Raw genomic sequence first — 12,374 nt, forward strand, 5'->3', positions numbered from 1 at the left:
GTCATCGACACGCCGCAAACCGCTCGACGATACGTTGCGCGCTGAGCTCCTGGATCGGCAGCGCGCCGCCATTCGCCTGGATCAGGTTCGACGACAGCGCCCCATCGTCGAGCGCCAGTCCGGTCGTGCCGCCGCCGCACCGCCGCGCGCTCGGGCGCTGCACCGGCAGCCAGGCACACCAAAACGCAGCACAGGTCGAGGTCGGCCGCCAGGAAGCCAGCGGCGGCCGTGCGCTCGAACAGGTTGCGTACCAAGAGGTCGAGCGCATACTGCGCGCGGGTGGGATGCATGGATGGTCAATCAAGACTGCTTTCTGGCAAACAAGACACATGCCATTCGGCAGGCAACCGCACCGTCCGCGCGCCGCGCTCTCATATAATCGCGGCATGAACCCATCCTTTCGTGCGGTCCGCCCATGAGCTATCGCCTGGCGATCTTCGACTTCGACGGCACACTGGCCGATTCCTGGCCGTTCTTCCTGAGCGTGTTCAACGACATCGCCGACCAGCACGGCTTCCGGCGGATCGACGCCGAACAGGCCGAGCGGCTGCGCCACTACGGTCCGCGCGATGTCATGCGCCACGTCGGCATGCCGGCCTGGAAGCTGCCGTTCGCCTCGCGCTCCTTCATCGAGCGCATGCGCGCCGTCACCAGGACCGGCCACATTCCGCTGTTCGACGACATCGGCCCGACCCTGCGCGCGCTCGACCGGGCCGGCGTGCGGCTGGCGGTGGTGTCCTCGAACGCCGAGGAAAACGTGCGCGCCGTGCTCGGGCCCGAGCTGGCTGGTCTGATGGGGCAGTGCGAATGCGGCATGTCGATCTTCGGCAAGGCCGCGCGCATCCGCAAGGTGGTACGGCTGGCGAGCACGCCGCCGTCCGAGGCGCTGTACGTGGGCGACCAGACCACGGATGCCGACGCCGCGCGGCGCGCCGGCATCGCTTTCGGCGCCGTCAGCTGGGGCTACGTCCCGATCGAGACCTTGCGCCGGGTGGCCCCGGAATGCGAGTTCGGCGCGCCGGCCGACCTGCTGTCGCTTGCGCGGCGCTAGCGCCCGGCTTCAGCTGCCGCAGGCGGCCTTGCGCTCGACCGCCTTGCGCACCGCCGTAACGATGCCGGCATAGCTGCCGCCGCGCCACAGGCTGCCGGGCTCGCGGCAGGGTGCCGGCATGCGCCCGGCAGCGCCTGCCCCGGGATCGGCGCCGGCGCGAGGCATGGCCGGCATGGCGCCGGGACGGGCAATCAGGCATGGATCTTCAGGCATGGACAGGCTCGCTTCATGGATGGCTGGGCGCTAACCTTTCACGCACACCACCTGCTTGAGGGTATGAACCACGTCGACCAGCTCGCGCTGGGCGTGCATGACGGCGTCAATGTCCTTGTAGGCCATCGGGATTTCATCGATCACACCTTCATCCTTGCGGCATTCGACCCCGCGCGTGGCGCGCTCCTGGTCGGCCACCGTGAAGCGGCGCTTGGCTTCGGTACGGCTCATCACGCGTCCCGCGCCATGGCTGCAGCTATTGAAGCTGTCTGGATTGCCCTTGCCGCGCACGATGAAGCTGCGCGCGCCCATGGAACCGGGAATGATGCCCAGCTCGCCTTCGCGCGCCGATACCGCGCCTTTGCGCGTGATCAGGACGTCCTTGCCGAAGTGGCGCTCGCGCTGCACGTAGTTGTGGTGGCAATTAACGGCTTCCACATGCGTCTCGAACGGCTTCTTGATAACGCTGCGCACGGCGTGGATCAGGTTCTGCATCATGACTTCGCGGTTGATGCGCGCGAACTTCTGGGCCCAGCCGACCGCTTCGACATAGTCGTCGTAGTGCTGGGTGCCCTCTTCCAGGTAGGCCAGGTCCTGGTCGGGCAAGTTGACCATGTGGCGCCGCATGTCCTGGCGCGCCAGCTCGATGAAATGGGTGCCGATCGCATTGCCCACGCCGCGCGAGCCGGAATGCAGCATCAGCCAGACGAAGTTTTCCTCGTCCAGGCAGACCTCGACGAAATGGTTGCCGCTGCCCAGCGTGCCCAGGTGCTTGTAGTGGTTCGCATGACGCAGCTTCGGATACTTGCGGCAGATGGCGTCGAACTCATCCTTCAGTATGGCCCAGCCGGCATCGACGGCGGGCGGGGGATTGTTCCAGGAACCGACGTCGCGGCCCTTCGCATTGCGCGTTCTGGGCGACATCCCATGTGGCACCGCTTGCTCGATGGCGCTGCGCAACCGGGCCAGGTTGTCGGGAAGATCGTCGGCGCGCAGGGTCGTCTTGGCCGCCATCATGCCGCAGCCGATATCGACGCCGACCGCCGCCGGGATCACCGCCCCCAGGGTCGGGATCACGCTGCCGATCGTCGATCCCTTGCCAACATGGACGTCGGGCATGACGGCGACGTGGTGGAAGACGAAAGGCAGTTGCGCCAGTTTCGACAATTGTTCCTTCGCTTCGGGCTCGACCGGGACGCCCTTGGTCCACATCTTGACGCGCGCGTCGCGGCCGGCGCCGAGCACTTCGTAGTCGTTCTGTTCCATGCGGCGCATGATGGCGCAAATCGGCGAACCATGGTGTTCGCCTGACCGAATCGGCCCTGTCCTTGTCGCTATTGCTATACTCGGCCCACCACACTGTTGCACGAATGAACAATGAACCTGCCGATGCGCCTTCCTTTCATCCTTTTGGCTCCGCTACTGCTGACCGGCTGCTTCATCGAGACGGCCACCTATTCCATCGACCCCAATACCGATCACGCGATCACGGTCAGGGTCGAAAAGGGAACTTTCTGGGCCAAGGAAGGGACGCTGCGCGTGACCTTGTCGCGCCTGCCGGAATGCCAGCGCCAGCTCGAGCTGGGCGCGGTGTGGCTGTCCGATTTGCAGGTCGAGCTATTCGGCAACGGCAACAACGTCTATACCTTGCGCGCCGACGACCAGGCCTGGCAGATCGACACCACCGATTGCAGGGAACTGGCAGCGCCCGACGCCGACGCGGTCACCGGCCTGCCGCTAGGAATCTTCGAGCTCGGCGACGACAACAAACTGACGTTCGAGAAGCCAGAAGCCTCGTAGGGTCGGCCGGGGCGCGCGGCCGGCTTCGGCGCCGGCGCGGTGATCATGATCGGTTCTGTCATCGCACTGGATGATCAGCTGTCTGCCACCATTCACGGCCGCAGCCAACCGCGCCCGATCGGCAGCGCCAGCAACCGGTGATAGACCCGCTCGAGCGCCGGCAAGGCCTGCGCACAGATGCTGCGCGCCAGCGGCGTATACGCCAGCAGCGCAACCCCACTTGACACCAGCAGCGCACCGATCATGTCCTTCGGCCAATGCACGCCGAGATAGACCCGCGACAAGGCCACGAGCAGCGACAGCGGCAGCATCACCAGACCGAGGCTGCGCGCCGCCGGCACCCGACTGAAGGCCAGCACCAGCGCCACCGAGAAGATGCTGGTCGCGTGGTCGCTGGGGAAAGAACTGTCGGGCGCATGCAGCAGGAAGGTATGGCCGACCTCGGCCACGAAGGGGCGCGGGCTGTACCACAGGTTCCCGATCATGGCGTTCAGGCTCAATGCGGATGCCGCCGCCAGGAAGGCGCGCAGCGCCACTTCGCGTCCCGGCCCGGTTCCGCTGGCCCACAATAGCACCAGACACAAAGGCACCAGGAAAATCAGCCACTCGGCCACAAACAAGGCGCCCAATAAGCGCCAGCCAGTCAGGCCAGCATGTGCATTAAGGACGGAAAACAGGGTCAGGTTGACGTGCTCGAACATGGGAGTGGGAGTGATGAAAAATTGATAACTTTTTCATTAGCTTAGCCCATCCATTCTTGCGCGGCCCTGGCAATGTGCAACAGAATGTGACAAAAGATGACAGAGTGTCAGCGCCTAGCGCCTGTGCAGCAAGTTACGCAACTGGGTCAGTTCGGCCTGCCTGCCTGCTCTCTCCAACACGCTTTCCAGTAACGACTGGCCGTTTTCACGCTGCATCGTCCATTGGGTGAAATACTCGTGCACGGTGCGCCAGGGCGGGTAACCGGGAGGCATTGCGCGCCAGGTGGTGCCGGTATGCAAGAAGTACAGTACGGCGCAGAACACATCGTATAAATCATGCTTGCGCGGACGCGTCTTGCGCCTGGCCGCTTCGAGCATGGCGCGCACGGTCTCGAACTGCTCGCGGGGAATATCGCTGGGATAGGCTGGACGATCCATGTTGACCTCCAAAACAACTTGGAGGTCCTGATCTGGAACAGGTTCCCGTTGTATTTACAGCCTAACCGATTCCCGACATTTCAGTCGCGCGCCAGCGCAAGGAACTCGGTACGCAGCGCCAGGTTCGGTTGCAGCTCGCCCAGCAGGGTCGAGGTGATGGTTTCCTCGCCAATGGCGCGAATGCCACGGCTTTCCATGCACATATGGCGGCACTTGACGACGACACCGACGGCCTTGGGTTCCAGCACTTCCATCAACGCGTTGGCGATCTGCATCGTCATGCGCTCCTGCACCTGAAGGCGCTTGGAGAAAATATCGACCAGGCGGGTCAGCTTCGACAGGCCCACGATCTTGCCGTTCGGCAGGTAGCCAACGGTGGCCTTGCCGAAGAACGGCGCCAAATGGTGTTCGCAGTGGCTGTAGACGGGGATGCCGCGCACGACGATCAGTTCACTGTATTCCTCGGCGCCGTCCTCGAACGCCTTGAGTACTTCGACCGGATCCTGGTTATAGCCCGAGGTCCAGTGTTTCCAGGCTTTCGCGACGCGCGCCGGCGTTTCGACCAGGCCCGGACGTTCCGGATTTTCGCCCAGGCTGGTCAGGAGACGACGCCAGTCGTGTTCGGTGAAAGCTTCTTTGTCAGACATGGTGCACCTTAAAAAAACGATTGCCGCAAGTATATAGAAAAGCTCTGTAGCCAGTCGGCGACTGCCCTGTTCTTGAGCAAAATTAAATCCGATATGACACAGATGGCTTAGCGTTGAGCGTGGTTCCAGCCTGGGAGAGCGCTATGTTCGGCAGCACGGTTCTGGAAGTCGCCATCGGCCTGGCATTTTGCTATGGCGCCCTGGCGCTGGTCGTCACCACTTTGCAGGAGGCCCTGGCCGCGAGCTTCCGTCTGCGTGCGCGCATGCTGCAAGACGCCATCAAGCTCATGCTGAACGACCCACGCTTCGACGGCATGGCGCGGGTACTGTACGCGCATCCCATGGTCAACCCACGCGCCGGCGCGCTTGATCCCGCCGCGCGCCGGCCGGCCAGGCTAAGTCCATCCTACATCGAACCAGCGAACTTCGCGATCGCGCTGGTTGACGCCGTCCGCGGCAACCACGGTTCGCTCGAGGCCGGCATCGCCGCCGTCCCCGCCCCCCAGTTGCGGCGCAGCTTGCATGCCCTCTACCACCAGGCCGGCGGCGACCTGCAGCGCTTCCAGGCGGCGCTTGCCGGCTGGTTCGAAACCGCCATGGAACGCCTGTCCGGCGTCTATAAACGGCGCCAGCTCCTGATCTCGTTCCTGGTCTCGCTGCTGCTGACGATCCTGTTCAACATCGACAGCATCCACCTGTTCCAGACGTTGTGGCAATATCCCGCCATGGCGGCCCACATCACCGCCGTCCCAGGCGGTCTGGATGCCGAGGTGATGGCCAAGCTGTGGGTGCTGCCGATCGGCTGGCAAGTCTTCCCGCCGGTGCTCGACGCCGGCTTTGTACTGCAGGCTTCCGGCTGGCTGGTCACCGCCTGCACCACCCTGTTCGGGGCGCCGTTCTGGTTCGACGTCCTGCAGCGCGCGATCAAGCTGCGCGGCACCGGCGCCAAGCCGGCCCCGCTCAATACCGAACAGGCCGTGGCGCCGGCGCTTGTCTCATCTGCCGCGCCGGCCACCACCCGCACGAGCGATGGCGTGGCCGTGGTGGTGGCGCCGCTCCAGCCCTAGCGGCCAGGCGGGCGGTGGGCGTCCACCAGGACGCTCGAGATCGACATCTGCGGCACCCGTTCCGGCCATTCGTCGTCGGGGCCGAACCAGCGCGCCTCGGCAATCTCGCTGGTGTCCACGCGGATCTCGCCATCGAGGTAGTCGGCCGTGAAGGCCAGCATCAACGAATGCGGGAACGGCCAGGACTGGCTGGAAAAATAGCGCAGGTTGTGCACGCGCAGGCCCACCTCTTCGAACACTTCGCGGTGGATCGCTTCCTCGATCGATTCACCCGCTTCCAGGAAACCGGCCAGGGGCACGAAGCGCTGCGTCGCGTGCTGCAGGTGCTTGGCCAGCAGCACCGAATCGCCCTTGCGGATCAGCACCATCATGGCCGGCGAAATGCGCGGATACGCCATGTGGCCGCAGTTGACGCACTTGAAGCAGCGCTCGCCCACGGCCAGCACGGTGCCGCTCCCGCACACGCCGCAGAAACGATGGGTGCGCGCCCACTCGGCCACCTGGGCTGCGCGTCCCGCCACGCCCACCAGCGCCTCGTCGATCACGCCGAACAGTGCGCGCAGGCCGCGCCAGGTATACCCTGGCGGCAGGACCGGCTCCAGGTCGAACCAGCCGGCCTGGCAATACCGTCCATCCAGCAGACCAAGCGGCTGCAGGGTCTCGCGCGCCACGCCCATGCGCTCCAGGGTTGCCGCGTCCGGCAAGGCGGGCCCGTCTTCGCGCACCAGGAGCTGTCCCTTATGGAACAGGAAACTCAGGGGTTCCGGCTCGGAATGCGGTGCGAACAGCGGCGTGAAGGCGGCGGGTGTCTGGAGCATGGTCGATGTGATGGTGGGATGAATCCACCGATCATACCGTCTTTCCCGGCAACGTTCAGGCGCTCCCTCGGCGTCCCTGGGGGCCTTCGCGCAGCTGCCTGAATTCACCGCCCGACCGCGAACTAACCTGAACGGCCGCGCTCAAAGTATGGCTGACCGCTGCATGCTCTTTCGCTTGCGATCCTCGGTTCGCCGCTGCACCAACCAGGAGACCCCGATGGACGATACCCCCGTTGTGCTCGGCATAAACCGCGACCGGCACGCGAGTGTCTGCCTCATGCATGGTGCGCGTGTGCAATGGGCGATCCAGAAAGAGCGCCTGACGCGTCGCCGACACCACCCGGGCGAGCCGGGCGACGTGGACGCCATCTACTTGCCGCACCTGTCCGGGCTCGAGCGTCCGATCGATGTGCTGGTCGATTGCCTGAGCGCCGGCGAAGTCGCTGGCACCACCGAAGGCGCCGGCCTCGAAGGAGATCATGCGCTCGCCTTCGCCCATGGCGTGCGCCGCGCCCGTATCCCGCAGCACCTGGCCCACGTCTACAGCGTCTTCCACCGTTCACCGTTCCGCGAGGCGGCCGTCATGGTCCTGGGCGGCCAGGGCAGCGCCGGGCCGGACGGCCGGCACCAGGTGGCCTCATGCTACCGCGTCGACCGCGAGCGCATCACCCGCATCGGCCAGCAGGTCGCGGACGATAACAACCGCCGCGCGGCGGGGCTCGGCATGTTCTATTTCCGGCTGACCCAGGCGCTGTTCCCCGGCGAAGGCAACGAGGGCAAGGTCAGCGACCTGGCGCCCTACGGCGACCCGCACGCGCTCGGCCTGTCGTCGCTCGACATCGATGGCATGCAGGTCGAGGTTCCCCACGCCTGGCAATCCCTGCTGGGCGAAGCCGCGCGCTTTCGCTTCGGAGCCTTGCAGGCCAGCTTCACCGACTGCGCCAACCTGGCGGCGGCCGGCCAGCGCGCCTTCGAAGACGCCCTGCTGGCACTGGGCCATTGGCTGCACCTGCGCACGGGCCTGGACGACCTGTGCCTGGCCGGTGGCGCCGCCCTCAATGGCGCGGCCAATGCGCGCCTGCTGCGCGACGGCCCATTCAAGCGCATCTTCGCCCCCCCCGCCCCCGGCGCGGCCGGCGCCGCCCTCGGCTGCGCCATCTGCGGCCTGCTCGAGCTGGCCGGGCGCAGCGCCGACTTTCGCTGGACGCACGATTACCTCGGCCCGGCGCCGCAACTGGCCGATATCGAGGCGGCGCTGGATGGCGCGAGCGACCTCATCGTCGAGCATCCGCGCGGGCGCGACGCCCTATGCGCGCGCATGCTCGACCTGCTGTGTTCGGGGCGGGTCGTCGGGCTCTATCAGGGCCGCAGCGAATTCGGACCGCGCGGACTGGGCCACCGCAGCATCCTGGCCGATCCGCGCCGCGAGCGCATGCGCGACTGGATCAACGCCCGCGTCAAGGAACGCGAATGGTTCCGCCCCTTCGCACCGATGGTGGCCGAAGAGCGCGCCTCCCAATATTTCGACCTGCAGGCGCCGTCGCCCTTCATGCAATTCGCGGTCCCTGTGCGCAGCAGCGTGATGCCGCTGCTGGCGGCGGTCACCCATGTCGACGGCAGCGCGCGCCTGCAGACGATCGGCCCGAGCGACGATCCGGTGCTGCGCGCCCTGCTGGCCGGCTTCGAAGTGCGCACCGGCGTGCCTGTCCTGCTGGCAGCCTCCTTGCGCGGCAAGGACGAGCCCCTCGTCGAGACCCCACAAGAGGCCGTCGCCACCTTCCGTCGCCTGCCGCTGCACGGCCTGGCCATGCCGCCCTACCTCGTCATGAAGCGCCACGAACCCGGGTTGCCGGCATGATCCGCGGCTACCCACGCCATGCCAGCATCCGGCCCGGCGAGCGCCTGCAACTGCACGTGTCGACCGACCGGCCGCGCTTTCGCGCCGCAGTCTACCGCTGGGGCGATGGCTTCGAGCCCATCATGCGCAGCGAGTGGTTGCCGGGCAAGCATGCGCTTGACGCCGGGCCGGCCGACGACTGGCACTGGCCCGACTATTCGCTGGCGCTGGGGCCTTCCTTGCGTTCCGGCGTCTACCTGGCCCAGCTCGAAGACGGAGGCCCGCGTCCGCCCCGGCTCGAGCAGGATGCCGGCGCGGCCCTGTTCGTGGTGAAACCCGAGCCCGACACATTGCCAGCGCCGGTCACATGCGCTACCGCCGACGCCGGCCACGGCCCCAGACGACGGCTGCTGTACAAGCTGCCGCTGGCCACCTACCACGCCTACAACAACAGCGGTGGCGGCTGCTATTACGCCACGCCGTACCGCTCCGGAATGCCGTCCGGCGCGCGCGTCTCGCTGCGCCGTCCCGGCGGCGGCATCGGCGGCCCGGTCTGGGGCGCGCCCGACCATTACGATTGCCGCTCGCCGCGCCAGACCTTCGCCCATTGGGATGCCCGCTTCGTACGCTGGCTCGAGCGCAGCGGCTACGCGGTCGACTATTGCACCGACCTCGACATCCACGACGATCCTGCCCTGCTCGGCCGCTACCGGCTGCTGGTCGGGGCCGGCCATGACGAATACTGGACCGAAACCCGTCGTGACGCCGTCGAAGCGTTCGTCGAAGCCGGCGGCAATGTCGCCTTCTTCGGCGGCAAGCTGTGCTGGTGGCGCATCCACCTGGTCGATGGCGGAACGGCCCTGGTCTGCCGACAAGATGGTCCGCAAGATGCGCATGACCACTGGTGGCGACCGGGCGGCGCGGCCCGGCCCGAAGACCGTCTGAGCGGCGCCAGCTACCGCCACGGCGGCGCCTGGCGCGACGGTCCGCGCCAGACCGGCGGCTTCCGGGTACAGGATGCCAGCCACTGGGTATTCGCCGGCACCGGCCTGGCGCGGGGTGAGCGCTTCGGCCACGATACCTGGCCGCCGCTGGTCGGCCATGCATGCGACGGTGCCCCGCTGGCCGCCTTCGACCACGACAGCGGCCAGGCGATCCTGTCGACCTGGTGCGACCGCGCCGGCACGCCGCACGGCTACCAGGTGCTCGCCGCCTGCCACCTCGATCGCCACTGGCAAGAACTACCGCCGCGTGAACGGCATGCCGCGCGCGAAGGCATCCACGCCGCCACCCTGGGCATCTACCAGCGCGGCGGCACCGTATTCTCGGCCGGCACCACCGACTGGGCGCAAGTCATCGACGGGCCGCGCGACCGCCGTGTCGAACGCATCACGCGCAATGTGCTGGACCGCTTGCTGGCCTGACGCGGCGCACGCCGTCGCCACGCGCGGCAAGGCAAGGCAAGGCAAGGCAAGGCAAGGCAAGGCAAGGCAACTAGCATCGGGGCAACAGGCAGGAACCGCGGGGAACGACAAGAATTCGCCGCGACGATAACGATCGTGAGAGGAGAGCGTGTCATGCACCGGCGACCATTGCTGCATCGTTTCCATGTCCAGTCCATCGTGGTATTCCGTGCCCTGCATCTTGGCGACATGCTGTGCGCGGTGCCGGCCCTGCGCGCCCTGCGCACGGCCCTGCCCAAGGCCCACATCGCCCTGGTGGGCCTGCCGTGGGCAGCGCAGTTCGCCCATCGTTTCTCGGCCTACCTGGATGAATTCCTGCCCTTTCCCGGCCACCCGCTGTTGCCCGAGCAAACCGTGCACCATGACGACCTGCCGTCCTTCTATGCCACGGTCTGCGCGCGCGAATTCTGCCTGGCCGTACAGTTGCACGGCTGCGGCGACATCGCGAACCACATCGTCTCCCGTTTCGGCGCGGCCGCCATGGCGGGGCATTGCCGCGGCAAGCCGATGGTCACCGAAAAAACCGTCCTGGCGCCCTGCCCCGAGACAGGCGCCGAACCGGAACGCCTGCTGCACCTGGTCGACCAGCTCGGTGCGCCGGCGGCCGGCCCCCACCTCGAGTTTCCCATCCGGCGCGAAGACGAGGATGAACTTGCCGCCAGCGGCCTCGCGGCTGGGCTCGAGCCCGGGAGCTATATCTGCCTGCACCCGGGAGCGCGCCAGCGCGACACCTGCTGGCCCCCGGCGCGCTTCGCCAGCGTGGCCGACCGGCTTGCAGACGAGTTCGGCATGCGCATCGTCCTGACCGGCTCGGCCGACGAGGCGCCGCTCGCGCAGGCGGTCGCCGATCGTATGCACGTGCCTGCCGTCATTGCCGCCGCGGCGATCTCGATCGGCGCCATGGCGGCCTTGATGAGCCGCGCGCGCCTGCTGATCTGCAATGACACCGGTGTGTCGCACATCGCAGCCGGACTGGGGCTGAAAAGCGTGGTGATCTTCAGCAAAGCCGACATCGCGCGCTGGGCGCCGCTCGACCGCCTGCGCCATCGCTGCATCTGGGATCCTGGCGCCGAACGCGCCACTGTCGTCCTCCAGCACGCGCGCGCCCTGCTCACCGGCGCCGAGCCCAGCAGGCAACGGGCGGCGGGGATGTGGCCTTACTGGTAAAGCCATCACAACGGTATTTTATTGTTTATCAACGCGCATGATGGTGCAATGCTTGCCTGTTTAGCAAGCATGTATGACTGAACAGCCTATGACCCGCCGTTATTCCAAGCTTGACACAAAAGCATGTCGTTCACGTGTATGTTGAATGCTCTGGAATCCTGACGTAACTCACTGATCCTGATGTGCGCGTTCGTCAGGTTCGCGTTGGCCGTGGCTCACCCAGCCTGGGTAGCGTGCTGTGAAAACGTTGTATTCTGGATGGATTCTCACCAATTCCCACACGGCAAACTATTTTCTCATCAGAATGGCTGGGTAACGTCACATCATTATTTTTATGGACAAACTTTCATCGCTGGTCGGCCGCCACTCCTTCAACGCCCGCATCTTCTATAACGGGATGTTTTGCGACGCCAATCATTTCCCGGAAGACGGTGTGTCAGGTCAGCTGCACGTGGTACGCGAAGGCCCCGTCGACTTCATCCATGACGATGGCGCCGTTACCAGCATCACCGAGCCCAGCCTTTTATTCTATCCCCGCGGCACCAGCCATCGGCTGCAGGTGATATCGGGCCATAGCGCCAGCCTGCTGTGCGCGCACATCGTCTTCCAGGATGGCATGAGCAATCCGCTGGCGCGCATCTTGCCGCAATGCCTGGTGCTCCCGCTCAGCGAGATCGCCGGCCTGCAACCCACGCTCGACCTGCTGTTCGACGAAGCCGCTCGCAGCGAGCCAGGACGCGAAGTGATCCTGGACCGGTTGTGCGACGTCCTGCTGATCCAGGTCATCCGCCGCGAATTCCATAGCGGCAGGCTGTCGGTGGGTTTGCTGGCCGGAATGTCCGACCGTCAGTTGTCGCTGGCGCTGGCCGCCATCCATGAGCGCCCGCACGAGCCCTGGAGCCTGCAGTCGCTGGCCCAGGTCGCCTGCATGTCGCGCGCCGCCTTCACCGAGCGCTTCCGCGACGTGATGGGCATCCCGCCGGGCGAATACCTGACGCGCTGGCGCATCGGCGTCGGCAGCCGCCTGCTGCGCCAGGGCATGCCGGTCAAGCAGGTCAGCAGCCGCACCGGTTATACCAGTCCATCCACGTTCACGCGCGCCTTCACCACCATGATGGGCGCGTCACCGCGCGAATGGCTCAAGCAGGCGACCGCCTGATACCCAGAGCCGA

At 66.2% G+C, this 12,374-nt stretch carries 13 protein-coding genes and 1 pseudogene; 7 read left to right on the forward strand and 7 right to left on the reverse strand.

Features of this window, described 5'->3' with window-relative positions:
- Nucleotide 1: 1 nt before the first annotated feature.
- On the reverse strand, nucleotides 2-304 hold the full coding sequence (locus tag AC56KW_RS08365) for a hypothetical protein (protein ID WP_497170277.1): 303 nt from the start codon (nucleotides 302-304) through the stop codon (nucleotides 2-4).
- A 111-nt stretch (nucleotides 305-415) separates the two neighbouring features.
- On the opposite strand from AC56KW_RS08365, the gene AC56KW_RS08370 reads away from it, so the two are divergent.
- Complete coding sequence (locus AC56KW_RS08370; protein ID WP_497170278.1) at nucleotides 416-1,051, forward strand: HAD hydrolase-like protein; 636 nt, start codon at nucleotides 416-418, stop codon at nucleotides 1,049-1,051.
- 9 nt (nucleotides 1,052-1,060) lie between these two features.
- On the opposite strand, the gene AC56KW_RS08375 is transcribed toward AC56KW_RS08370, so the two are convergent.
- A complete protein-coding gene (locus AC56KW_RS08375; RefSeq protein WP_497170279.1) occupies nucleotides 1,061-1,264 on the reverse strand; it encodes a hypothetical protein in 204 nt (67 codons plus the stop codon).
- 30 nt (nucleotides 1,265-1,294) lie between these two features.
- Complete coding sequence (locus AC56KW_RS08380; RefSeq protein WP_497170476.1) at nucleotides 1,295-2,530, reverse strand: RtcB family protein; 1,236 nt, start codon at nucleotides 2,528-2,530, stop codon at nucleotides 1,295-1,297.
- 111 nt (nucleotides 2,531-2,641) lie between these two features.
- Between AC56KW_RS08380 and AC56KW_RS08385 the strand changes: the two genes are divergently transcribed.
- Nucleotides 2,642-3,064 carry a hypothetical protein gene (locus AC56KW_RS08385; protein ID WP_497170280.1) on the forward strand — a complete coding sequence of 141 codons (423 nt, stop codon included), beginning with the start codon at nucleotides 2,642-2,644 and terminating at the stop codon, nucleotides 3,062-3,064.
- A 92-nt stretch (nucleotides 3,065-3,156) separates the two neighbouring features.
- Here AC56KW_RS08385 and AC56KW_RS08390 read toward each other — a convergent pair whose 3' ends face one another.
- From AC56KW_RS08390 to folE, 3 genes and pseudogenes are all read right to left on the reverse strand, one after another.
- Nucleotides 3,157-3,765 carry a phosphatase PAP2 family protein gene (locus AC56KW_RS08390; RefSeq protein ID WP_497170281.1) on the reverse strand — a complete coding sequence of 203 codons (609 nt, stop codon included), beginning with the start codon at nucleotides 3,763-3,765 and terminating at the stop codon, nucleotides 3,157-3,159.
- A gap of 162 nt (nucleotides 3,766-3,927) precedes the next feature.
- Nucleotides 3,928-4,203: pseudogene (locus AC56KW_RS08395) on the reverse strand (transposase); the annotation flags it as partial.
- An 80-nt stretch (nucleotides 4,204-4,283) separates the two neighbouring features.
- Nucleotides 4,284-4,850, reverse strand: a complete 567-nt coding sequence (gene folE, locus AC56KW_RS08400) for a GTP cyclohydrolase I FolE (RefSeq protein ID WP_497170282.1) — start codon at nucleotides 4,848-4,850, stop codon at nucleotides 4,284-4,286.
- A gap of 143 nt (nucleotides 4,851-4,993) precedes the next feature.
- Between folE and AC56KW_RS08405 the strand changes: the two genes are divergently transcribed.
- Entirely contained in the window at nucleotides 4,994-5,917 is a 924-nt protein-coding gene (locus tag AC56KW_RS08405) for a hypothetical protein (RefSeq protein WP_497170283.1), read from the forward strand.
- Here the strand turns inward: AC56KW_RS08405 and nudC are convergent.
- On the reverse strand, nucleotides 5,914-6,735 hold the full coding sequence (gene nudC, locus AC56KW_RS08410; RefSeq protein WP_497170284.1) for an NAD(+) diphosphatase: 822 nt from the start codon (nucleotides 6,733-6,735) through the stop codon (nucleotides 5,914-5,916). The two genes, AC56KW_RS08405 and nudC, sit on opposite strands and share 4 nt — an antisense overlap.
- Nucleotides 6,736-6,952: 217 nt before the next feature.
- On the opposite strand from nudC, the gene AC56KW_RS08415 reads away from it, so the two are divergent.
- The 4 genes from AC56KW_RS08415 to AC56KW_RS08430 all read left to right on the forward strand — a co-directional run bounded on the left by AC56KW_RS08415 (nucleotide 6,953) and on the right by AC56KW_RS08430 (nucleotide 12,361).
- A complete protein-coding gene (locus tag AC56KW_RS08415; RefSeq protein ID WP_497170285.1) occupies nucleotides 6,953-8,593 on the forward strand; it encodes a carbamoyltransferase C-terminal domain-containing protein in 1,641 nt (546 codons plus the stop codon).
- Nucleotides 8,590-9,996 carry a N,N-dimethylformamidase beta subunit family domain-containing protein gene (locus tag AC56KW_RS08420; RefSeq protein ID WP_497170286.1) on the forward strand — a complete coding sequence of 469 codons (1,407 nt, stop codon included), beginning with the start codon at nucleotides 8,590-8,592 and terminating at the stop codon, nucleotides 9,994-9,996. The genes AC56KW_RS08415 and AC56KW_RS08420 overlap by 4 nt, the downstream gene beginning before the upstream one ends.
- A gap of 153 nt (nucleotides 9,997-10,149) precedes the next feature.
- A complete protein-coding gene (locus tag AC56KW_RS08425; protein ID WP_497170287.1) occupies nucleotides 10,150-11,202 on the forward strand; it encodes a glycosyltransferase family 9 protein in 1,053 nt (350 codons plus the stop codon).
- A gap of 334 nt (nucleotides 11,203-11,536) precedes the next feature.
- Entirely contained in the window at nucleotides 11,537-12,361 is an 825-nt protein-coding gene (locus tag AC56KW_RS08430) for an AraC family transcriptional regulator (RefSeq protein WP_497170288.1), read from the forward strand.
- Nucleotides 12,362-12,374: the final 13 nt, after the last annotated feature.

The organism is Telluria sp. RT2P19, from assembly GCF_059685725.1.

Excerpts from the sequence above, each read along its gene's own strand:
- AC56KW_RS08425 (WP_497170287.1), top strand. The coding sequence starts at position 10,150 with ATGCACCGGCGACCATTGCTGCATCGTTTCCATGTCCAGTCCATCGTG.
- AC56KW_RS08430 (WP_497170288.1), top strand. The coding sequence starts at position 11,537 with ATGGACAAACTTTCATCGCTGGTCGGCCGCCACTCCTTCAACGCCCGC.
- AC56KW_RS08380 (WP_497170476.1), bottom strand. The coding sequence starts at position 2,530 with ATGGAACAGAACGACTACGAAGTGCTCGGCGCCGGCCGCGACGCGCGC.
- AC56KW_RS08385 (WP_497170280.1), top strand. The coding sequence starts at position 2,642 with ATGAACCTGCCGATGCGCCTTCCTTTCATCCTTTTGGCTCCGCTACTG.
- nudC (WP_497170284.1), bottom strand. The coding sequence starts at position 6,735 with ATGCTCCAGACACCCGCCGCCTTCACGCCGCTGTTCGCACCGCATTCC.
- AC56KW_RS08415 (WP_497170285.1), top strand. The coding sequence starts at position 6,953 with ATGGACGATACCCCCGTTGTGCTCGGCATAAACCGCGACCGGCACGCG.
- AC56KW_RS08370 (WP_497170278.1), top strand. The coding sequence starts at position 416 with ATGAGCTATCGCCTGGCGATCTTCGACTTCGACGGCACACTGGCCGAT.
- AC56KW_RS08420 (WP_497170286.1), top strand. The coding sequence starts at position 8,590 with ATGATCCGCGGCTACCCACGCCATGCCAGCATCCGGCCCGGCGAGCGC.
- AC56KW_RS08390 (WP_497170281.1), bottom strand. The coding sequence starts at position 3,765 with ATGTTCGAGCACGTCAACCTGACCCTGTTTTCCGTCCTTAATGCACAT.
- AC56KW_RS08405 (WP_497170283.1), top strand. The coding sequence starts at position 4,994 with ATGTTCGGCAGCACGGTTCTGGAAGTCGCCATCGGCCTGGCATTTTGC.
- folE (WP_497170282.1), bottom strand. The coding sequence starts at position 4,850 with ATGTCTGACAAAGAAGCTTTCACCGAACACGACTGGCGTCGTCTCCTG.
- AC56KW_RS08375 (WP_497170279.1), bottom strand. The coding sequence starts at position 1,264 with ATGCCTGAAGATCCATGCCTGATTGCCCGTCCCGGCGCCATGCCGGCC.